Origin of the sequence: Bacillus sp. NP247 (genome assembly GCF_018966865.1) — a bacterium.
GTDB lineage: Bacteria > Bacillota > Bacilli > Bacillales > Bacillaceae_G > Bacillus_A.
Window position 1 is genome coordinate 4,224,437 of the sequence record NZ_CP076653.1, and the last position, 23,041, is coordinate 4,247,477.

Here is a 23,041-nt window from a genome sequence, read left to right on the forward strand (position 1 = left end):
TTTTCTTTTTTTGATTAACGCCACCAAATCCAAGTCCAAAAGTAGTTTCGTATATTCCGAGGAGTAATGCGTATAAAATGTTCACCGTCAAAGAAACAATTTAAATTTGGAAGTGTTTCATTCGGAGTTTCTGGAATAAAGGTGACGATGTTTTCGTTACTTGTAATGGTTACTGTGATTGGTGGATCGGTAGGAGAGACTTGAAGTTGTAAAGAAACGTTTGCCGTGTTTTTAAATTCATTATTAATAGGTGGACTTATCACTTGTACTGTGAATAACACGATAATTGTTTCGTTCGGTTCCAAATTAGTAGCGACTAGGAAACCGATATTCGGATTCGCTAGTGGAGAGCGTTCCCCATTAATGAAGACCGTACCGTTCATAAATTGTAAACCTGCTGGAATGGTGTCTTGTAATGAAATATTTGAAAGTGAAATCTCGGAAGTATTCGTAATACGCACTGTATAATCAAAATGTTGATTTAAATAAGCAGAGCTGACGGAAGCATTTTTTATCACTGCTGCCGTTATAAATTGAACTGGTATACGAACAATATTCGAATTAACAATGAAAATAATAATTGGATCCTGTGGTGTCAATTGGAAAGCAGCTGTAACGGTTGCAGAATTGATAATCGCACTGTTTGAAGGAATAGAAGTTACGAGAACTTTAAATGTTATAGTTGCAACTCCATCTGCAGGTAAAGCGCCGATATTAATACCAGTGTCTGGACGAATATTTGGAACCGAAGTACCGTTAATTGTTACGCTGTTTTCTATAAATGTTGTACCAGCTGGAATCATATCTAAAACAGAAGTACTTAATGTAGGGATTGGGGAATTATTAAATACCTCTAATGTGAATGTAATAATATCTCCTATAACGACAATAGATTTGTCAGCGGTTTTCTCAATACGCACCATTGGATCAATGAGTGTTGTTGTAACGGTATTTGTTTGCTTTGTAATTGTAATAGGTGGTTCATTCGGATCAATGATAACAGTATAGGAAACAGAAGCATTGTTATTAATTGTAGGTTGAAGAGTCGAAGAAGATATTGTTACTTGGAACGTAATGATAGCAGATTCATTAGGAGCAAGGCTTCCTAATGTAATACCGTTTTCAGGATTCGCATTCGGTTGATTGATTCCGTTAATCATAACACTGCCAATAACGAAGGTCGTATCTACTGGTACGGTGTCTATGGCAAGAAGATCTTCAATCGTTACATTGCCACTATTAGTAATTGTAATTGTATACGTTAAAGTTTGACTAGGTAATGCATTCGTGGCATTAACAGATTTTATGGCAACGACATTATCATTTTGGACAGTTGTTGTGACAGTGTTTGTTGTAGTCGTATTTGCAACAGGTAAGTTATTTGGATTGACTATATAGTTAAAAGTAGTAATTGCTTTGTTGCTTAGCTCATTTGGTGTTGGAATAGAAGTTACAGTTACTTGGAATGAAGCGATAGTATTTCCACCTACAATTATAGTGCCAATTGGTATGCCGCTTACTGGATTAACTCCCGGAAGAGTTTCTCCGTTGACAATGACGCTATTTTCTATAAACGTAGTACCTTGAGGAATAATATCTTGAATGATTACATGATTTGCTGCAACATTCCCAATTTGATTTAATGTAATCGTATACGTTAACGTATCACCAACCGTTGCAAATGCAAGGTCAACAGCTTTATTACTATTCAAATTCGCATGATTAATTTCTGTTACAGCAGCTGATGAAATAATAGTTTCGGTAATAGGTGGTTGATCTGGTACCGTGTATTCATATTCAATTGCACTCGTGTTAGAGATTGGATTTGTTTGCGGCATCGAAATAACCCGGACTTGGAATAGAATAGTTGCTGTCGTATTAGGCGGAATGTTATTAATTGGTATACCGCTAAGTGGATTGTCATTTGGCCGAGCGTTGCCATTTACAATAACACTATTCTCTATAAAGCTCGTATTTGCTGGGATGATATCTGTAACGATAATGTTTTCCACTTGTATATTTCCGTTATTTATGATGGAAATTGTATAAGGGATAATAGTTTGTAGGTCAGCGTATTGGATTGGCGTTGTTTTTGTCGCAATTACATTAGCAGAAATAACTTCAGTGAAGGTAATATTACTAGTCGATATTTGTTCTTCCCCGTTTATTGTATAGCGGGAAGCTGATTGATTTTGAACATGGCCGCTAGCTGGAAGAGCTACGACGGTAACAGAAAATGTGACTGGGATAGAAATGTCAGGAGCAATCGTTCCTACAAGTATACCGGTACTTGGATTGGCGTTAAGATGCGGAATGTTATTTACTGAAACGCTACCGTCTATAAAGGTTGTTCCATCAGGAATATTGTCTGTAAATACAACAGCAGTAGCATCCGTATTCCCTGTATTCGTTAAAGTTGTTGTATAAGTTAAAATGTCACCAATCGTTACAGAAATCAAATCAACAGTTTTCAGTGAAACGATATCAGCGTCGTTAATTTGAACGAAAGTAGTATTGGAAGTAGTAGATTTTTGAATTGGTGCAAAGTCAGGGTTGAAAATAAAATCATAGACGATGTTTGCAGTATTAGGTGTTGGATTTACAGCTGGTAAATTCGTAACGGTAACTTGGAGTGTTATTGTTGTTGATTGGCCTGACGCGATATTAGGAATGGAAAAGCCGATATTCGGATTTGCTGCAGGAAGTACAATATTGTTAACTATTACACTTCCTGGAATAAATACTGTTCCATCCTCTATAATATCTGTAAAAAAGATGGAGTTAGTTGTAGTGGATCCGTTATTTTGGATTAATGCTGTATATTCAATGGTTTCATTAATATTAGCTAATACTTTATTAGCGGATTTTGTAGCGATAAGAATAGCATCAATAAATTGTATATTTGTACTATTGGAAGAGGTCGTTTCTGAAATTGGTGGTAAGCTTGGGTCTGGCTGATATTCATAGTGAATGACAGCGATATTATTAATATTATTTTGTGAAGGTATAGAGACTACATTTACTTGGAACGTAACAATAATCGTATTATTTGGAAGGATAATACCAAGATTGATACCGGTAATTGGATTTTCATTAGGTCTCGGTATGCCATCTACAAGGATGCTATTTGGAAGAAATGTAGTACCAGCTGCAAGTGCGTCAATTAGGAGAGTATCTGTAATAGGCAATGTGCCAGAGTTTGTAACTGCGACTGTATATGTGATGATTTGACCGATGCGTGTAATGGATCTATTGGCGGATTTTATTGCACTAACATTTGCCGTCCGCACTTCCGTGTTTACTGCATTTGATAACGATCTACGCTGAATAATCGGAGAGCTAGGGTCAATTTGGTATTCGTACGAAGTGTCTGAAATATTAATGACTGTATTGCCGGACGGTATATTTGTAAGTTGTACTTGGAATGAAATAGTGACTGTTTCATTTGGTTGTATCGTGCCGAGAGTTACTCCGTTTTCAGGATTCGCGCCAGGCTGAATTACATTATTTATTGATAAGCTATCTTCAATGAATATAGTACCTTCTGGAATGTTATCAATAAACACGGTATTGTTAGCTGGAATGGTTCCTATATTTTGTAGTGTATTTGTGTAGGTAATAATTTGCCCAATTGATACGAAAGTTACATCCGCGCTTTTAACAGAAATAATATTTGCATTTTGAAGTGATGTTGTAACAATGTTAGAATTTGCAGAGCGATTCACCGGTGGAGCTGTAGGAATACTTACATATTGGTAAGTTGCTGAAGATTGATTTACAATTTTAGTTTCAGTAGGTGGGTTGTTTGTTTGCACTTGAAATAGTATCGTTTTAGAACTGTTTGCTGGAATTATTCCAATTGGTATTCCGTTTTCTGGATTTACACCTGGCTGCAGGACACCGTTAATTGTGACACTATCGGGAACGAATGTAGTCCCAGCTGGAATAGAATCTGTAAACATAATATTTATTGCGTCAACATTGCCGATATTTTTCACTTCAGAAATATAAAGTATAATTCCACCAATATCTACAGTTATTGGATTGGACGTTTTTGTAATTGTCAATTGTGCTTGCACGAAATTTGTAATGACAATATTACTTGTGGATGTTTCAGTAATAGGCGGCTGGCTTGGATCTGGTTGAATTGTATACGTTGTATTGGATTGATTTGTAATAGAATCTTGTGAGAATGAATTATTAATAAGAATTTGAAACGAAATAAGGTGAGTACCGTTTGCTGCAAGGTTAGGCAAAGTAACACCTACGTTTGGATTTGCACCAGGTATAGTAGTTCCGTTAAGGGTAAAACTATTTTCTACGAATGTAGTACCATCTGAAGTAGAATCTAAAAATGAGAGATTGGTTGTCGGGATATTTCCACTGTTTTCTAATGTAATCGTGTAGGTCAAAATATCGCCAGTTGTTGCTTGTTGTGCATTGACTGCTTTTAAAGAAAGGATATTCGCATCCGAAATTTGCGTGAAAGCTGGATTAGACGTAATTGTTCGAGAGATGATAGGAGCTGTTGGATCAGCGATAAAAGTATAGTCAATACGGGCTGTATTAGAAATTGGATTCACATTTGGAATGGATTGAACGATAACTTGGAATGTGACGGTGACGATTTCTGACGGCGCGATGGGGTTTAATGGTATTCCTACATTTGGATCGGTACCTGGAACTGAGATGTTATTAATAGTCACGCTATTCTGGATAAATGCAGTTCCTTCTGGGACTAAATCTGTTAAAGTAACTGTATTTGCAGTTGTATTTCCGTTATTTTGAACGACTATTGTGTAAGTGATTGTACCGTTAGTAGATTGTACGAGAGAATCTGTATTTTTAATTACGGATAACGATGCATCAACGACAGCTGTATTAACCGTATTAGATGAGGATGTTGCTGTAACTGGGGGCTGACTTGGATCGACAATATACGTGTAATTTGTAATGGCTTGATTTATAATCGCTCCTTGCGGTGGAATAGAACTAGCAAGAAATTGGAACGTAATAGTAGCAAAATCGCCTGGTGCAATAATACCAACTGGAATACCGAGAGCTGGACTTACATCTGGAAGTGAAGTTCCATTTAACGTAACGCTATTTGGAACGAATACTGCACCTACAGGAACTCCGTTTATGAGCAATACAGAATTTGCAGGGAAGTTTCCGGTATTTGTTAATGTTGCTGTATACGTAATTATATCTCCGATGGATACGATTGATCGATTTGCTTCTAAAACAGTAGTAACGGTAGCGTTATTAATTTGTGTTGAAGCGCCATTAGAATTTATTGTGCTTGTAACAGGAGGAGCTGCCGGGTCAACAATGAATGTGAATGGAATAGATGCAACGTTTGTAATTGGGTTTGAGGGTGGAGTAGATGTGACTATGACTTGGAAAGTAACAGTTAAGGAACTATTCGTACTAACGGTTCCGATATTAACTCCGTTATTTGGATTTGCCCCTGGAATGATACTTCCATTTACAGAAAAACTATTTTCAACAAAGGTCGTTCCAGCTGGAATAAGATCGGAGAAATTTAGATTCGTAGCGTTTGTATTGCCGCTGTTTTGAATCAAAACTGTATAAGTGATTGTGTCTCCGATATTCGCAAAGGCTGTATTAGCAGTTTTTACAGCTGAAAGTATCGCTGAATTAATAGAAGTAACGAAGACGTTCGTTTCCACATTGCCAGGCTGGGCTTGTAATGAATTGCCTACGTTATATTGGAAGTTAACAAATCCTAAGTTTTGGAGTTCAGGTGTGAACGTTGTTGGATTGCTTACAATTTGAACCTGGAACATAATTGTTACGATTTGATTTGGAGTTATTGTATTTATGCCAACACCGCTAATAATGGAAGCGGATGGTAATGGAGTGCCATCAACAACAACTGATCCTGCAACAAATTGAGTCCACGTCGGTAAAGGGTCTGAGAAAATAACGTTGTTAGCAGGAATATTTCCTGTGTTCGTAATAGTAGTTGTATACGTAATCGTATCACCGATAGTTGCAAAAGCTTTATTTCCTATTTTAATAGTGTTTAAAATAGCACTTTCAATTTTTGTTGTAACGTTGTTAGAAGTAATATTTTTTGAAACTGGAGGATTTGCTGGATTAACGATATGTTGGAAGCTCACGCTAGCTTGGTTGGAAATTGGATTTATAGGCGGAATTTCATTGGCATTAATATGAAAGGCTACGATGACAGATTGGTTTGGCGCGATATCACCAATTGGAACACCTGTAATTATATTTGCATTTGGGATGCTAATTCCGTTAAGTGTAAAACTATTCGGTTCAAAGGAAGTGCCGGCTGGAATAAGGTCGGTAAAAATAACATTCGTTGCACTAACATTTCCGCTATTTGTAATTGTAACGGAGTAGACGATATCCTGCCCGATATCTACTGTTTCCGCATTTGAATTTTTTTGTGCAGTAAGGATAGCACTATTAATTTGTGTTGTCGTTGTATTCGATTGATTGGAAGTTGTAATAGGTGACTGGCTAGGATCAACGACATAATGATATATGGTAGAAGCAAAATTAGAAATTGGATTAAGTGTTGGAAGTGTAGTAACAGTTGCTTGGAATGTAACGATTGCCGTATTACCCCCATTAATTGAACCTATATTTACACCAGTAGACAAATCAGCGTTTGGAATGGTTTGCCCATTAACTGTGAAACTGTTTGGAATGAAACTTAAATTGCTATCAAGAATATCGATAATAGTTACATCAGTTGCAGCCACATTCCCTGTATTAGGAAGGTTAAGTGTAAATGTTATTGTATTACCAACATCCGCAAAAGTAAGATTTGCTGTTTTTGTACTAATAATATTTGCGTTGTTTATTTGAAGAAGTGTAGTGTTGGAGCTAGCTGTATTCGATACCGGCGGATTACCTGGATCAACAGTAAACTCATACGTCGTTGATGCTGTATTTGGTGCTGGATTAATAGGTGGAATGCTGTTTACTGTAACTTGAAAGACGATACTGTATATTTCATTTGGTGGAAGTGCTGCGAGCGATACACCTGTATTTGGATTCGCGTTAGGTTGTAAAACGCCATCGACAGTTAACGTGTTCGGAACAATTGTGAGTCCACTTGGTAATACATCTGTGAATACAATATTAGTTGCATCGGTATTGCCTACATTGGTAATAGAAGTAGTATAAAAAGCAGTTTGCCCGATATCTGCAAAGGATACACTTTCATTTTTCGTCATAGATAATATGGCTTCTCTAATTTGCGTTGAAACAGGATTACTAATTGAAGTTTCTGCATCAGGTGGTGAGACTAATTGGTACGATGTCGATGAGAAATTTACAATTGGATTTTCAGTTAGTAATGAGGTCACGTTTACTTGGAAGGAAACATTTACTGTAGACCCAGCTGTTATAGGCCCGATATTTACACCGTTCGTTGGATTCGCACCACTTTGAGGAATTCCATTAATAGAAAATGTGTTTGCAATAAATGTGGTTCCGCTCGGCGTAGTATCTGTGAAAATAACATTTTGTGCGGATGAATTGCCGTTGTTTGTTAAAGCGACAGTATAAGTGAGTGTATCTCCGATGTGGCTAAATACTTTATCAACTTGTTTCGATGAAAGAATGGTAGCTGTATTAATTGTAGTAAACGTTGTGTTTGAAGTAACATTTCTTGAAACAATCGGTGCATTTGGATCAGCGATAAATGAGTAAGAAGCAGTAGCGGAATTGGCAATCGGATTTTGAACAGGTGTAGAAGTAGCGGTAACTTGAAATGCTATAGATATTGAACTGTTAGGAGTAATTGATCCAATTGTTATACCTGTATTAGGATTAAGACCAATTTGTGTGATGCCGTTTATTGTAACACTATCAGTAATAAACGTTGTGCCATCTGGTATAAGGTCAGTGAAAGTAATATTCGTTGCAGTTGTATTCCCGCTATTCGTTAAAATTGTCGTATAGGTGATAGGGTCGCCTAGTGTTACAAGCGTTTGATCGACCGATTTTACCATCGTTATCATAGCGTCTAATACAGGGGTTGTAACAATATTTGTTGAAGTAGAAGTAGTAGCAGGAGCACCGTTTGGATTAACAGTATAAGAATATAAAATTGTATCGTTACCCATAATCGAACTTGAAGAGGGAACAGAAATAACATTTACTTGGAAAGTAACAGTTACTGTTTCACCAGGAGCGATATTTGGTATGTTTACTCCAAGGGCTGGTTGTGCACCGAGCTGCTGAACTCCATTTATTGTGACTGAATTTGGTATAAAGGTAGTGCTAGCTGGAATGGCGCTTGTGAAAGTAATATTAGTTGCTGGTGTATTCCCGGTATTCGTAATAGTAGTTGTATACGTAATTGTATCTCCGACAGAAACTATAGATTTATCAGCACTTTTTGTTGTAGTTAATATTGCGCTATTTATTGTCGTAGTCACGGTATTAGATGAAGTGGTTTGTGTTATAGCTGGTTGACTTGGATCGACAATATGCTGAAATTGTATAGAACTAGAATTAGAGATTGGATTTATACTTGGAATGTTTGTTACAAGTACGTTTATCGTAATAGTAGCCGTGCTACCGGGATTTATATTTCCAATCTGAATTCCGCTCGCTGGATTGCCAATTTGCTGCGTACCAGAATCATTTATAAGAGTGCCAGATATAAATGTCGTTCCATTAGGCAAAATATCCGTGAAAATTATATTTTGTGAAGTGACATTTCCAGGGTTATTTAATGTAATTGTATAAGAAATTGTATCGCCAATCGTTGCGAAATTTTTATCCGCGGATTTAACCGCTACAATTTCCCCGGAATTTATTTGTGTCGAAACAGAATTGGATGTTGTACTTCGTGAAACGAGTGGTAAATTAGGTCCTGTCATAAATTGATAATTAATAGAAGAACCGTTTACAACCGGTGAGTTTGGTCCCCCAGGCCCAATTGTGAAAATTGGATTTGGAATACTAACTACTTGCACGCGGAAGGTGACGTTTATAAAGTCACCTGCAATAATATCCCCAATTGGTATCCCATTCGCTGGATTTACTCCAGGTAATAAAACCCCACCTACTCGAACGCTATCTTCTATAAATACTGTATTATTTGGAATCGGATCTGTAAAAATGATATTAGTAGCAGTCGTGTTCCCTATATTTTCTAATAAAACAGTATACGTTAAAAATGAATTTCCAGGTGCTACGTCAGAAAAGATACGATCCACACTTTTCGTTGCTTGAATGATTGCTTCATTTATTTGAACTAAGACCGGATTACTAGTAGCCGTTTCTGTAACAGGCGGCTCGGTAGGGTCAACAATTATAGAGTATGTTGTACTAGATTGGTTCATCGTAGGGTTTGAAGCTGGTATTGAACCGACAATAGCTTGGAAGCTGATGGTTGTCGTTCCTCCAACTGGAATTGGGTCTAAAGGAACCCCGTTATCTGGCCTAAATCCGAGTTGTGGGATGGTATTAATTTGTACGCTATCAGGAACGAATGAAAGTTCAGGTGGTAATATATCGATAAAAACAGGTGTGTTTGCAGTTGTATTTCCGTTATTAGTGAGAGTAGTTGTATACGTAATTGTATCGCCAACAGCAGCAAATGTACTGCTCGCAGTTTTTGTTGCGATAACGGAAGCAGTATTTACTTGTGTAAAAGTTTTATTGGATTTAACTGTTCGTGAAACAGGTGGTTCATTAATATCTACAATAAAACTATATTGAAGCGATGATTTATTAGGGATTGGATTAGGATTTGGAATCGTTGTAATGTTTACTTGAAAGCTGAGTATAACTGATGCATTTGAATTTATGTTACCGATATTGATACCATTTTGTGGATTTGCATTAGGAATGGTTGTTCCATTTACTGTAAAACTATTTGGAATAAACGTTGTACCATCTGGAATTAAATCTGTAAAAATAACATTGTTTGCGGTAGTGTTACCGGAATTAGTAATGGTAGAAGTGAAAGTAAGTGCATCTCCAATAGTAGCGAATGTTGAATTGACAGTTTTATTTATAGATAGAGTAGCATCAATAATTGGAGTAACCGTTGTGTTTGTAATTGTACTACCAACAGCAGGTGATTGGTTTGGATTCACTGTATATTCATAATTTACAAGGGCGTTATTTGTTAATGTGCCACTAGGCGGTATCGCTAAAATTTGTGCTTGAAAAGCAATAAATACAGTATTACCTGGTGGAATATCTGCTAAGTGAATACCAAGTGATGGATCTAATCCTGGTTGTGGAACATTATTGATAGTTACGGAGTTTTGGATAAATGAAGCTCCTGCGCCAAGCCCATCCGTTAAAACATTTGCACTAGCGGGGATATTTCCGGTGTTTGTAACTGCAATCGTATAGGTAACGATATCTCCAATTGCAGCTGTCGGTGTATTCACTGATTTAGTAGCGACGATCGTAGCGTTATTAATTTGAGTTGTTATTACGTTACTTAACGTATTGGAGGATGTTGGAGGTAAGTTAGGATTTACGACATATTGGTATGCTGTATTACTTTGATTAGGGATTGGATTTGGGTTCGGGATGGAATTTACTATGACTTGAAATGAGATTGTTGTATTTGCATTCGGATTTATTGGGGCGATTGCAATTCCGTTTGCTGGATTTACATTAGGGAGCATATTCCCGTTTACAGTAACACTATTAGGAATAAACGATGTCCCGTTTGGAATTACATCTGTAAATATCACGTTTGATGCAAGTGTGTTCCCGTTATTCGTTAAAGTAGTTGTGTACGTAATAATATCATTTACGTTAGCAAACTGTTTATCTGCAGATTTTATAGCGGCAATTGAGGCGTTATTAATAGTTGTCTGTACAGTGTTAGAAGCTACCATTTGCATTACAGCAGGTTTGGATGGATCATACGTGTATTGGAATGAAGTGTTTGATTGATTCGTAATCGGATTTACCGCAGGAATATTTGGTACAAAAACTTGGAATGCAATGGTACGTGATGAATTTGCACCTATCGTACCGATAAAAATGCCATTAGCAGGATTTGCATTGGCTATAGGGACATTATTAATCGTTACAGTATTAGGAATGAAGATGGTCCCTGTTGGAATGATATCGGTAAACGTTACATTAGAAGCAGAAATATTTCCGTTGTTAGTTAAAGTAGTTGTATACGTTATAGAATCACCAACATCAGCAAAGTTTGTGCTTGTTAGTTTCGTAGCAACAATATTAGCAGTATTAATTTGTGTAGTTACTATATTACTAGTAGCGTTTTTCACAACAGCAGGTAAATTTGGATCAGCAATAAAGCTATATTGAAGTGAAGCGCTATTTTGAACTGGATTTGGTGAAGGTATCCCATTTGCACTTATTTGAAAAACAATCGTTGTAAAACCACCTGCAGGAATGGAGCCGACTTGAAGCCCGGTACTTGGGTCTGCGCCTAGCTGTGAAGCACCACCGATAAAAATACTATTTGGTACGAGAGTTGTACCAGCAGGAAGTATATCGGTAACAACAACATTATTTGCTGTAGTATTGCCAAGGTTAGCTAAGGAAATTGTATATGTGATTGGTTGCCCAACATCGGCGATAGTTAAATCCGCCTCTTTGACAATAACTACATTTGCTAAATTAATTTGTGTACTTACAGTGTTACTTAAAGATGTTTCTATAATTGGTGGATCGCCTGGATTTAGAATAAAGCTATACTGTGTACTAGATGAATTTATTGTTGGGTTTTGGGTTGGTAAAGAGGTGACAGTTACTTGATAAGAGACGGTAAGTGAGCCGTTAGCAGGAATGGAAGGTAGTGGAACACCTATATTTGGATCTGCGTTATTTTGGAGCACACCATTAATAAGGAAAGTGTTTGGGATAAAGGTAGTACCGTCTGGATTCGTATCTACGAAAGTAGGACTATCAGCAGAAACACTTCCTGCATTCGTTAAAATAACGGTATAAGTTAATATATCCCCTACGGTAGCGAACGCTCTATCCACTGTTTTGGCTGAAATGACATTTGCATCGTTTACTTGAGTAAATGTAGTGGTTGAAGTAGTGTTCTTACTTACAGGTGAAGCGTTTGGATCAACAATAAAGTTATAGGAAATGGAAGCGCTATTTGAAATAGGATTTGGGTTTGGAATACTAGTTATTAATACCTGGAATGAAGCTGCAATTGTAGTATTAGCATTGATGCTACCAATATTGATGCTAGCTGGTGTTGCGCCCGGCTGAGTAACACCATTAACTATAACACTGTTCGGTACGAAGGAAGTACCATTTGCAATTGAATCGGATAGTAATACATGGTTCGCCGCAACATTTCCATCGTTTGTAAGAGCAAAGGTGTAAGTTAATACATCTCCAACTTCCGCAAACGTTTGACTTACAGATTTATTAGCATGAACATTTGCTAGTCTAATTGTTGATGTAACAGAATTAGAATTTGCTGTTTTTGAAGTTGGTGGCAGGCTTGGGTTTACAGTGTAAATATAAGAGGCGAAAGCATTATTAATGATAGGGTTTTGAGAGGTAATGTTGATGACTGTTACTTGGAACGATAAGGTGAAAGTAGCTCCGCCAGGAATTGTACCGATAGGTAAGGCAATGAGAGAATTTACATTTTGCAAAACGCCGTTTAGCGTTACAGTACCTGGAGTCAATATCGTTCCATTTGGAAGTGGATCTGTTAGCTGTACGTTCGTTGCAGCTGTATTTCCACTGTTTGTAATAAGGACTGTATAACTGATTGTATCTCCAATTGTAGCAAATTGTTTATTTGTCGATTTTGTTAATGTTAAATTCGCATTGTTAATTTGAGTGGTAACGACGTTAGAAGCGATGTTTTTCGTAACGGGTGATTGGCTAGGGTTGACGGTGTACTGATAAGAAGCGCTTGATCCATTAGATACGACATTTGACACGGGTATTGTATTTACTACTACTTGAAATGAAACGTTTTTCGTCGTACCAGTTGCGATGGATCCTATGTTCACGCTATTAGCCGGATTTGCTCCAACTTGTGTCGTGCCATCTATTGTTAAACTGTTTAGGACAAAAGTTGTCCCTGTAGGAATGGCATCCGTAAAAATAACATTGTTCGCATTCGTATTACCTGTACCTGTAAAGGCAACAGTGTAAGTTAGTGTATCGCCAATATCTGCATAGTTTTTATCTACTGTCTTCGTCATTGTTACAGTAGCATTATTCACTTGCGTGGAGACAATATTCGTCGTATCAGTCCCGTTTACTGCCGGTTGATTTGGTACAGGAATGTATTGATATGTTGTTGTACCACTATTTAATATTGGATTTGTTTGGGGGATAGAAGGAACGAATACTTGAAATGAAATAGTAGTAGTAGAATTAGCGGCAATAGATCCAATTGATATACCATTAGCTGGATTTGCGCCAGCTTGAGTAATGCCGTTAACAGTTACACTTCCCGGAATGAAAGTAGTCCCGCTTGGAATCGGATCCGTATATACAGCGCTAGTTGCCGCAATATTTCCTATATTAGCTAAGGAAATACTGTACGTTAGCGTTTCACCAATATCGGTAAAAATTTTGTTAACTGATTTTGTACCATTAATATCTACGAGGTTAATTTGTGTCCCAGCAGAGTTACTTGTTGCAAGACCGTTAAAAGTCGTTCCTCCGGCAATTGGTGTATATTGAAATGTAATATTAGCAGTGTTAGAGATAGGGTTTTGATTTGGAAGAGAAACGACGGTCGCTTGGAAAGTTACTGTACGAGAAGCGTTATTATTAATTGTTCCGAGAGATATACCAGCAGCCGGATTTGCATTTGTTTGTGCTACGTTATCTATCGTTACAGTGCCAGGTATAAAGGAAGTGCCGTTAGGGAGTATGTCTGTAAAAATAACGTTATTAGCGGGCAGAAGACCGGTGTTAGGAACAGTAACTGTATAAGTGAGAATATCTCCAATTGCAGCGACACTTTTATTCACGCTTTTAGTTGCTTGTATATTAGGTGAGTTTATATTAATTTGTAGACCGACTGTATTCAACATATATGCATCTCCGTTAGTAGTTAAACGGATTGCGGCGGACACTTGGGAATTTGTTAAATAAGGAGAAATATCAATGGAAGTAATGTCCCAGCCTTGCCGACCAGCAGAGATGTTTGTGCTTGTAGAAGCGCTTTGATTTCGCGTTCCAAATGTCCCCGTTGTATCTAAATTCCCTGCAGCATTATTAATTTGAGAACCGAAGAAATTATTAACAGCATTGTTTGGCCCAGATAAAGCATTTAATGAACTGAAATTTGGTCCGAATAAAGCCTGATCCCCAGTTAAATCAGCATCCCCTTCAGTAGAACTTAAAAATAATCTCCCGCTTACAGGTCCCCCGGCAGGTGTTAAAAACCCTGAGACAGATACATCTGCACTACCAGTTTCTACAGAAACACGGTTACCAGCTACGTAAATTGTTAAATTTCTTGCGGGTAAGGAACCGTTTTGATAAGCGACAATGAGCGTCCATCCTGCAGAATTAATTGCTCCATTAGAAGCGTCTAAAGGATCTACAAGTCCAGGAACAGAACCTGTTGTATAAGAGCCAGATCCAGCAGCTTGAACGAGTGACGTTACATCTGCTGAACGTGTATAAAATCCAAATGTGACAGATCCAGAAACGAAAGTTTGATTTGAAGCTGTAACAGCCGAAGGGGTAATTGAGTATGTTGACACAGGTGTTGTAAAAGAAACGGGGTTTCCTAATACACTCGTAATGTTTTGATCACGAGATAAATAGTTTCCGCCCCAAACAAGTTCTGCGTAAAGAATAGTACTACCAGCAGGGATATTCAAAATAGCGGTAGAACTATTTTGTGTATAGTTTAACGTTGTACCTGCAGGAAAAGTAGTTACTTGTAAAGCGGTATTCGTAGTTACGAATGCACCAATTGCACCGATTGTACCAGCACGGTTTAGATTGCTAATTTTACTTAAACCTAGTGTGTTTCCTGTAATAGCGAGTGCGCCGTTAGTGGTGGTAGAAAATCGATTCGTAATGGGCATGTTGTCACCTCATTTACAATATAGTCTTGGTCAAAATAGGATATGTATGTGACATAGAAAGGGAAACATGTACAAGTTGATTCGGAAAGAATGATGCAAACGTCTAAATATGGAGATGGAGAATGAGTGAATTGGAAATTAGAGTGGAGCGTCTTAGGGAAGGAAAAATAGAGGATATTGTAGCATTATCTTCTTATATTGGCTGGGATTACAGCAGAGAGGAAATTGAGAATTGATGTACCAGAAGGAAAGAAAGATTTCATGAAAGAATTAGAGATTACTGGTTTTAAAAAGGCTAATACACCACCAATTATGATGAAAAATAGCGATAAATTATTAAAAAGGAATAATGAGCTACATAGTATTGCGGCACAAATTTTTGGATAAAAAAGAATCCTTCTGAATGAAGGATTCTTTTTCGTTAATCACGATATTGGTCGTGAGTTGGCTGAAAGAGATCTTCCTCGATATCTCTCACTATAGAAAAATGATCAACATTATAATGACCGTGTAGAGTTTTATTATGATGACCAATAATTTGCTCTGCAGACAATACGTCAGAATCAGTTGTGGAATGACCATTTTTAATTAATGTAACGTCAAATCCTTGTACAGTAGCTGTTCTAACTGCGGTGTCAATGCAATGTTCTGTTTTACATCCACCTATAACAATATGATTAATTTTTTCTTCTTTTAAAAGTTCAAGTAAAGAAGTGCCATAGAATGAATTTGTTGCTGCTTTATTAATAAGGATTGCAGACTGAGGTACTTTAATTTGATTATGTACTTCAAAGCCCACGCCGCTACCAGAGGCAACATCGGTATCTCTTACGAAAATAATAAGGGCGTTTGAATCTATTGCTTTCTGTACAGCTGTATTTAGTGTAGCTAATAGCTCAGTTTTACGAAAAACTTCATTTTCTTGTTCATTTCCATCAATTAATTCTTGCTGAGCATCGATAATTAATAGTGCTTGTTTCATTCGATATCCCCTTTAATATAAAATAAATTCCACTTTACATATTCTTTTATATTGTAAGGAACTCCTCTTTTGTCTACGAAGTAGACGATAGATTTACAAAATTGTCAAAGAAATTGCATTCTCATAGCGTGTAAAAACATGTATGATAGGAGATGGAGAATTTTTGAGTAGGTGGGAATATCATGCAAACAGTAGAAGATTATCTTTCATTCTTACATACGAAAGGATTTAAATTATCAGAGGAAGCACAAGGGTTTATTATGTTCGGACAAGGATACACCGGTGCGTCTGATGGAATTGTGAATGCAGCAATAGAAGCGACGATTAAGCATCAATTCCAGTTTGATGGTAGTTATTTTGTTGCATTATTAGAACGATTGAAAGAAGAAGAAATTACAGATAAAAAAAGCGCTAAGGCTTTTATGCGGAAGTTACAAGCGTAACTTCACGCAGCCCGCGCTTCTTTTTTTGTTTTGGAAGGTAGTTCAACAAAAACCATACCTAGGAAAATACATAGACATCCGATAATGGCAGAAATAGAAAGCTGTTCATTTGCAACGAGAACACCTGTTAAGGCAGCAAAAACGGGCTCCATTGCGAAAATAATTGCTACTCTCGTTGGAGACGTATGTTTTTGTGCCGATGTTTGAATGAAAAAAGCAATGGATGTCGCGAATAGGGAAGTTAGAAATAGAGCAAATAAAAAGGAAGAATTCGTCCATAGTGCTACTGAAAATAATTTTTCCCAATCTTCAAACAAAAAGGCGCAAATAGAAGAAAACATACCGACAGCTAATACTTGCGACGTGCTTAGTAATAAAGGTGATATTTTCTTAGAAAAGAAGCCGTTAACAAGAATATGGGCAGCGAAAGCAACTGCACAACCGAGAACGAGTATATCTCCAATGTTTAATTGAAAAGAATCACCAGCCGTTAATAAGTATAAACCTGCTGTTGCTACAGCAATGCCAAGTACGATAAAAATGGTAGCTTTTTGTTTTAAAAAGATAAAAGATAAAATTGGTACCATAACGATACTAAGCCCTGTTAAGAAACCAGCTTTTGAAGAAGTTGTATAAAGTAAGCCGAATGTTTGTAATACATAGCCAATACATAAAAAGAATCCAACGATTAATCCAGCGAGACTACTCTGTTTTATATCTTGTTTTGAAGATTTTTTTGAGAAAATCATTTGAACGAATAATAAAATAATTCCAGCGAATAAAAAGCGAATACCATTAAAAGTAAATGGACCAACGAAAGACATAGCATTTTGAACGACAACAAACGTAGCTCCCCAAATAAAAGAGACAAATAATAAAGCAAGAGGAGCAATCCAATCTTTTTTCACACTCATACCCCCGTTAATTTTGTAAGATAGCTTTTCTAGCTAATTCATCAGCGACTTTATTTTGACTACTTGGAATCCACTTAATAAAAAAGAGATCGAAACTTTTTATATACTGCAGTGCTTCTTCTAGAAGCGGTGCAAACATTTTATTTTTTGCGTATTCTTTTTCAACAGCCCGCTCGACAAGTTGCGAATCTGTACGAAAAGAGACAATGTTATAATTATGCTCCATGCAATATTTTAATGCTGCAAGTAAAGCGTGGTATTCTGCTTCATGATTGGACATTGTCCCAAGGGGCAGTGATAATTGTACAGCTGGTTGAACCCCTTTAATAAACACTCCTGCACCAGAAGGACCAGGATTTCCTTTTGATGCACCATCAATATATACTTCAATCAAAATGAGAAACCTCCAAATTATAAGATTATCCCCTACTTATATGTTTCCTTGAAGTAGGGGATAGAGTACTTATCCCGCGTTAGCACCCGATTGGTGTGGCTAATAATCAGTGAGGATGAACACCCCCCACTGATTAAAGTTTCACTTTATCCAATTGTAATGCTATAACGACATGTAAATGTTTCATTCGCTTGTAACGATTGAATTCCTTTTTTTTCCTTAAAATCTTTTGCTGGATTTATTTCATCAGCAATCCCGTACCAAGGTTCAATACATAAGAAAGGTGCGTTCTCGCCTGGTGTCCATACACCGACAAATGGGAAGCCGTCAAATTCTACTTTTACAAATTTATTATGTTTATGAGAACGAATAGAGATTTCATTCGTATTCATATTTTCAAAAATAAGCGCATCATTTTTGAATAAATCGTATGTAAGTGGTAATTCATTCGTATTTTCAGCGATTAATTGCTTTTTACTTGAAAGGTAAGGTCCTTCTAATACGTTTGTTTCTAAGCGTTCAGAACCATTAAATGATAAATGATAATCTGTAAATGATTCGCCCTCTAATAAGGGGAAGTTGAAACCAGGGTGTGCTCCGATTGAGAAGAACATCTCTTTTGAAGTAGGATTATTTACTTCATATGTAACATGTATATTTTGTTCGTCTACTTCATAAGAAACGAGTAATTCAAATTCGTATGGGTATTTTTTTAATGTTTCTTCATTACCAGTAACAATATAAGTGATATTCGTTTCACTTTGTTCTTTTACAGAGAATGTAAGATCACGAGCAAAGCCGTGTTGTGTTAAAGAATATGGTTTACCATCTACGTAGTATGTATTATCTACTAATCGGCCGACAATTGGGAATAAAATTGGTGCGCGGCGTCCCCAATAAGTAGAATCGCCTTGCCATAAGTATTCAGTGTTATCTGCTTTTAAGCGAACGCTTTGTAATTCTGCACCTTTGTCAGAAATGGAAACGATCACTTTTTCATTTTGAATTGTTGCTGTCATGAAGTGAAACCTCCTAAATCTTTCATATGTTTTATCCAGTAGTAACTGTCCGTAAAAACCCGATTGGTGCGGGCTAATAATCAGTGGGGAATGGACAAAACTTCCGCTGATTAAAGTTTCACTTTATTATACGTTGTCTAAAAGAAAAAAGGTAGTAAATGATAGGAATCTATTGACGAAAGAGCGCCTATTGCGTAAAATATAATCTTGTTGCTTAAAAATGAATAACGTGGTTCGAAACCATCCCACGTAAAAAAACTAAGGAGATTTTGTCATGAATATAAGAACATTAGTCGGTAATGGTATTTTAGCGGCATTATATATTGCTGTTTCTATGCTTATTCAGCCATTTGGCTTTACGAGTGTACAGTTTCGTATTTCAGAGATGTTTAATCATCTCGTTGTATTCAATAAGAAAGCAATTTACGGGATTGTATTAGGTGTATTTTTAACGAATCTCTTTTTCTCACCTATGATCGCTTATGATTTAGTATTTGGAGTAGGGCAATCAATTCTTGCACTACTTGCAACTATTATTTCTATGCGCTTCATTAAAGGTGTTTGGGCTCGTATGATTTTTAATACAGTTATTTTTACAATTACAATGTTTATGATAGCAATTGAACTTCATCTTGCATTTGATCTGCCATTTTTATTGACATGGCTAACTTGTGCAGTTGGTGAATTTGTTGTAATGGCAATTGGTATGCCTGTAATGTACTGGATTAATAAGCGAGTGCAATTTGAAAGATTTATGTAATAAATGAAAGAGCCGTCCTTGTTTAGGATGGCTCTTTTTGTATGTGATTATATTGAATATAATGCTGTGACTCTTGATAAAATATAATAAAATAAAGTGAAACTTTAATCAGTGGGGGGGACCCCACTGATTATTAGTTGAACCAATCGGGCATTTACGGACAGTTGATCTTCCACCTAACTTCTTCGCTTTCGTTAAATTTTAAGGTGGGAGTCTTACTGACCGTTAATGCGGGATAAATATAAAAAGTCTTATAAAAGGGGAATCTAGTATGAAATATAAGATACATTGGTTGTATAAAACGAAGCGTGGTTTACAAACGGAATTAACAACAGATTATATGAACATAGAAGAAGTGCTTCAATTTGCGGAGGATTTTGAGAAAACAGGCAGGGTGAAAGAACTTTTATTTTACGATGAAATGGATGCAGAATGGTCATTAAAAGAAATGAAAAAACTGAGTAAGCAAGTGGAGGAAGATCTTCAAGAAATTCAAGTTTATTTTGATGGTGGCTATGATGTGCAGACGAAAGAAGCTGGGGTGGGCATATGTGTATACTACAAAAAAGGAAATACAAATTATCGAATTCGTCGCAATGCATACATAGAAGGCATATATGATAATAACGAAGCGGAGTATGCCGCATTATTATACGGGATGAATACACTCGAGGAATTAGGAATTAAGTATGAAGCAGTTACACTTCGTGGAGATTCTCAAGTTGTACTGCAACAACTAGCTGGTGAATGGCCTTGCTATGATGAGCATTTAAATCATTACTTAGATCAAATTGAACAAAAAGCGAAGCAAATGAAATTAAAGCTTGTTTGTGAACCGATATCTAGAAAACAAAATAAAGAGGCACATCAATTAGCAGCGCAAGCATTAGAAGGGACGACAATTGATAGTCATAAAGAAATAACCGAATAGAGAGGTGCACACGTGAAGAAGAAGCAACTCATTACAGAGGTAAATGACTTATTAGAAACGTATTGCGGAGGGTGTTTCCTGCAGGAACATAATCGGAAAAATCATAGTAAATACTATGCCCATTCTTTTTGTATACGGCAATGTACGGTTGGAGAGAAGTTAAAAAAGTATGGGGAGCAATTGTCATAAAAAAACATCCAGAGAATTTTCTCTGGATGTTTTTTAGTGCTTCGCTTCGTGTAATTGATGCTCGCATTTACTTAATTTTTTTTCTTCATTCATTAGAAATGGCTCATCTAAATCCGTTGCAACGGATTTCATGATTTCAAGCTGAGAACGAGCCGATTCTACTGCAGTAGTGGCATGCTCTAATGTGTCTGGATCCATTGAAATTGTTGCAGAACCTACCATTTTTTGTGCAGTTTCTACACGGAATTTTACTTCTTCAAAATCATTTACATGTGACCCCATTGTTATTGCCTCCTTTGTATTTTGCGCATTTCACATAGTTTTTGCTCTGTAAAACGGAAATATACAAAGGAATAACAAAGGAGGTTACCAAGTAAGGTAACCTCCTGTCATATGTGGGATTAAAGTTTTGCTACGTTAGCAGCTTGAGGTCCACGGTTTCCTTCAGTAATGTCGAAAGATACTTCTTGACCTTCCTCTAGAGCTTTGTAGCCGTCGCTTTGAATAGCAGAGAAATGTACGAATACATCTTCAGAGCCTTCCATTTCGATAAATCCAAAACCTTTTTCATTGTTAAACCATTTTACTTTTCCTTGCATGTCACAATTCCTCCTAAAAACGATTCCTTTTTTCATTTAGTGAAATTCATTAAAAAATAATATAAATAAAAAATGCTATATTCTCGAATATTCTGCTAAATGATTAATTTAAATATACATGAATTGGTAGAATTTAGTCAAGTAAGTGTTTTGAAAATTTCGTATTTTAAATTAATTTTTTTCTCGAATTTTTAAAAAGGTATAGGACAAGCCGAGTATGTAATATTCTTAAGTGAATGCTGTACATAATGAGGTGAAAGAATGGATGAGTCTTATTTATTAGATAATGAAGGAATGAAAAATAGAGTCGACATACCGAATTGGGTTGCAAAAGAATTTCATGATTTTTCGAGTGTTGTGTTAGAACCAACCTTCCCGTGTTATTTCGGTTTAACAGCATTGAAGAAGAATGAACTTCGTTATTCATTTCTCTCTCATAATGATTGGGGTCATTTGCCCAATACAATGTTAACTTTTTTGGAGCTAATGAAAGAGCGGCCGATTGTAAGAAGGGGCTTTTTTCTTTTTGTGGAACCAGAATGTGAAGAAAAATCATTGGAATATTACCGTGATTACTTTTGGAAAGTACTACAGTATTTACATGAAAATGATAACCAAACATGGCCGAAGCAAATTCCAGCAGATCCGGACCATCATTTATGGGAATTTTCATTTGGTGGTGAACCAATATTTGCATTTGGGAATGCGCCAGCTTATAAACAGCGAAAGACTAGGCATTTAGGAAATTCTCTCGTTATTGGATTTCAGCCACGAACTATTTTCGATGGACTAGAAGGAGATCGTCCTAAAGGGTCGTATTCAAGACAAATGGTTCGTGAACGAGTTGAAAAGTGGGATCAGTTGCCGACGCACCCTAACATTAGTCACTACGGCGATCCTAATCATCGTGAATGGAAACAATATTTCATAGGAGATGATGTTGAGCCGATTAATGGTAAATGTCCTTTTCATCATAGAGTAGAGAAATAAGAGCCATCAACTGGATGGCTCTTTTGCATATTTTGGATAAAAAAGGGTATTGTATTAGTGAATAATTTTTATGAAAGCTAGTCTATTTTCTATATTTGCATCATTACTTAATAGTAAAAGAAGTAGAAAGGATAGAGCGATGTTTGGAGCAATTATACAACAAATAGTATTAGGTATTTCATTAGCTGCACCTGTAGGTCCGATTAATATTGAAATGTTAAAACGAGGGATTGAACGTGGATTTTGGCATGCGTGGATTGTTGGAATCGGAGGAATGACTGCTGATATTTTGTTTATGCTGCTTATTTATTTTGGTTTATCTTCTGTGTTTATGTATACATATGTACAAGCTTTTATGTATTGCGCTGGTTTTTTCTTGTTGTTTTATTTAGGGTTTCAAAGTGTAAAACAAGGAATTTCTCACTCTAATATGGAATATAAACAAGAAGAGATAGGTGGGCTTAAACAATCGTTTATGGCAGGATTTCTAATTGCGATATCCAATCCATTAAATCTCGTTTTTTGGTTTGGTATATATGGAAGTACACTTAGTTCGTTGCTTACAAAGGTAACGAAACAAGAAGCTTTTTTGTACAGTTTTTGCATTATTGTTGGTATTATTTTGTGGAATTTAAATATTGCTTTTTCTGTACATTTTGGAAGAACTTTATTAAAGAAAAAAGCACTTGGCTATATTACAGCCGGAGCAGGTATTATTTTAGTAGGATATTCTATCCATTTTGCATACAAAGCTTTACAGTTGTTCCTATAAG

At 36.5% G+C, this 23,041-nt stretch carries 13 protein-coding genes, 1 pseudogene and 1 riboswitch; of the genes and pseudogenes, 7 read left to right on the top strand and 7 right to left on the bottom strand.

Annotated elements, in window-relative coordinates:
- Positions 1-14: 14 nt before the first annotated feature.
- Positions 15-15,047 (bottom strand): DUF7507 domain-containing protein, encoded by a 15,033-nt coding sequence (locus tag KPL75_RS22075; protein WP_219917792.1) that lies wholly within the window; start codon positions 15,045-15,047, stop codon positions 15-17.
- A gap of 222 nt (positions 15,048-15,269) precedes the next feature.
- On the opposite strand from KPL75_RS22075, the pseudogene KPL75_RS22080 reads away from it, so the two are divergent.
- Positions 15,270-15,434 (top strand): annotated as a pseudogene (locus KPL75_RS22080) (GNAT family N-acetyltransferase); the annotation flags it as partial.
- Between the two features lie 34 nt (positions 15,435-15,468).
- Here KPL75_RS22080 and KPL75_RS22085 read toward each other — a convergent pair.
- The gene (locus tag KPL75_RS22085; RefSeq protein ID WP_219917793.1) at positions 15,469-16,029 is read right to left on the bottom strand and encodes a cysteine hydrolase family protein; all 561 of its coding nucleotides are present in this window, start codon (positions 16,027-16,029) and stop codon (positions 15,469-15,471) included.
- 182 nt (positions 16,030-16,211) lie between these two features.
- On the opposite strand from KPL75_RS22085, the gene KPL75_RS22090 reads away from it, so the two are divergent.
- Complete coding sequence (locus tag KPL75_RS22090; protein ID WP_063224108.1) at positions 16,212-16,472, top strand: DUF6123 family protein; 261 nt, start codon at positions 16,212-16,214, stop codon at positions 16,470-16,472.
- Between the two features lie 2 nt (positions 16,473-16,474).
- Here the strand turns inward: KPL75_RS22090 and KPL75_RS22095 are convergent, their stop codons facing one another.
- The 3 genes from KPL75_RS22095 to KPL75_RS22105 form a co-directional block, all read right to left on the bottom strand.
- Positions 16,475-17,380 (bottom strand): DMT family transporter, encoded by a 906-nt coding sequence (locus KPL75_RS22095; protein ID WP_219917794.1) that lies wholly within the window; start codon positions 17,378-17,380, stop codon positions 16,475-16,477.
- Between the two features lie 13 nt (positions 17,381-17,393).
- Positions 17,394-17,780, bottom strand: a complete 387-nt coding sequence (locus tag KPL75_RS22100; RefSeq protein ID WP_000573871.1) for a reverse transcriptase-like protein — start codon at positions 17,778-17,780, stop codon at positions 17,394-17,396.
- Positions 17,781-17,926: 146 nt separating this feature from the next.
- Complete coding sequence (locus tag KPL75_RS22105; protein WP_219917795.1) at positions 17,927-18,799, bottom strand: aldose 1-epimerase family protein; 873 nt, start codon at positions 18,797-18,799, stop codon at positions 17,927-17,929.
- A 223-nt stretch (positions 18,800-19,022) separates the two neighbouring features.
- Positions 19,023-19,067, top strand: a riboswitch (PreQ1 riboswitch).
- A 6-nt stretch (positions 19,068-19,073) separates the two neighbouring features.
- On the opposite strand from KPL75_RS22105, the gene KPL75_RS22110 reads away from it, so the two are divergent.
- The 3 genes from KPL75_RS22110 to KPL75_RS22120 all read left to right on the top strand — a co-directional run bounded on the left by KPL75_RS22110 (position 19,074) and on the right by KPL75_RS22120 (position 20,679).
- Positions 19,074-19,559 carry a QueT transporter family protein gene (locus KPL75_RS22110; RefSeq protein ID WP_105583956.1) on the top strand — a complete coding sequence of 162 codons (486 nt, stop codon included), beginning with the start codon at positions 19,074-19,076 and terminating at the stop codon, positions 19,557-19,559.
- 271 nt (positions 19,560-19,830) lie between these two features.
- Positions 19,831-20,490 carry a ribonuclease H family protein gene (locus tag KPL75_RS22115; protein WP_219917796.1) on the top strand — a complete coding sequence of 220 codons (660 nt, stop codon included), beginning with the start codon at positions 19,831-19,833 and terminating at the stop codon, positions 20,488-20,490.
- 12 nt (positions 20,491-20,502) lie between these two features.
- A complete protein-coding gene (locus tag KPL75_RS22120; protein ID WP_002011906.1) occupies positions 20,503-20,679 on the top strand; it encodes a zinc-finger domain-containing protein in 177 nt (58 codons plus the stop codon).
- Positions 20,680-20,712: 33 nt separating this feature from the next.
- Here the strand turns inward: KPL75_RS22120 and KPL75_RS22125 are convergent, their stop codons facing one another.
- The gene (locus KPL75_RS22125; RefSeq protein ID WP_002011905.1) at positions 20,713-20,961 is read right to left on the bottom strand and encodes a DUF2564 family protein; all 249 of its coding nucleotides are present in this window, start codon (positions 20,959-20,961) and stop codon (positions 20,713-20,715) included.
- A 119-nt stretch (positions 20,962-21,080) separates the two neighbouring features.
- Positions 21,081-21,278, bottom strand: a complete 198-nt coding sequence (cspB, locus tag KPL75_RS22130; protein WP_002011904.1) for a cold shock-like protein CspB — start codon at positions 21,276-21,278, stop codon at positions 21,081-21,083.
- A 261-nt stretch (positions 21,279-21,539) separates the two neighbouring features.
- Here cspB and KPL75_RS22135 point away from each other — a divergent pair, with 261 nt between their 5' ends.
- On the top strand, positions 21,540-22,268 hold the full coding sequence (locus KPL75_RS22135; RefSeq protein ID WP_219917797.1) for a YqcI/YcgG family protein: 729 nt from the start codon (positions 21,540-21,542) through the stop codon (positions 22,266-22,268).
- A 139-nt stretch (positions 22,269-22,407) separates the two neighbouring features.
- Positions 22,408-23,040, top strand: a complete 633-nt coding sequence (locus KPL75_RS22140) for a LysE family transporter (RefSeq protein ID WP_219921146.1) — start codon at positions 22,408-22,410, stop codon at positions 23,038-23,040.
- The last annotated feature ends 1 nt before the right edge of the window (position 23,041 follow it).

Coding starts and splice junctions, on each gene's coding strand:
- cspB (WP_002011904.1), bottom strand. CDS start 21,278: ATGCAAGGAAAAGTAAAATGGTTTAACAATGAAAAAGGTTTTGGATTT.
- KPL75_RS22125 (WP_002011905.1), bottom strand. CDS start 20,961: ATGGGGTCACATGTAAATGATTTTGAAGAAGTAAAATTCCGTGTAGAA.
- KPL75_RS22075 (WP_219917792.1), bottom strand. CDS start 15,047: ATGCCCATTACGAATCGATTTTCTACCACCACTAACGGCGCACTCGCT.
- KPL75_RS22085 (WP_219917793.1), bottom strand. CDS start 16,029: ATGAAACAAGCACTATTAATTATCGATGCTCAGCAAGAATTAATTGAT.
- KPL75_RS22140 (WP_219921146.1), top strand. CDS start 22,408: ATGTTTGGAGCAATTATACAACAAATAGTATTAGGTATTTCATTAGCT.
- KPL75_RS22115 (WP_219917796.1), top strand. CDS start 19,831: ATGAAATATAAGATACATTGGTTGTATAAAACGAAGCGTGGTTTACAA.
- KPL75_RS22090 (WP_063224108.1), top strand. CDS start 16,212: ATGCAAACAGTAGAAGATTATCTTTCATTCTTACATACGAAAGGATTT.
- KPL75_RS22105 (WP_219917795.1), bottom strand. CDS start 18,799: ATGACAGCAACAATTCAAAATGAAAAAGTGATCGTTTCCATTTCTGAC.
- KPL75_RS22135 (WP_219917797.1), top strand. CDS start 21,540: ATGGATGAGTCTTATTTATTAGATAATGAAGGAATGAAAAATAGAGTC.
- KPL75_RS22110 (WP_105583956.1), top strand. CDS start 19,074: ATGAATATAAGAACATTAGTCGGTAATGGTATTTTAGCGGCATTATAT.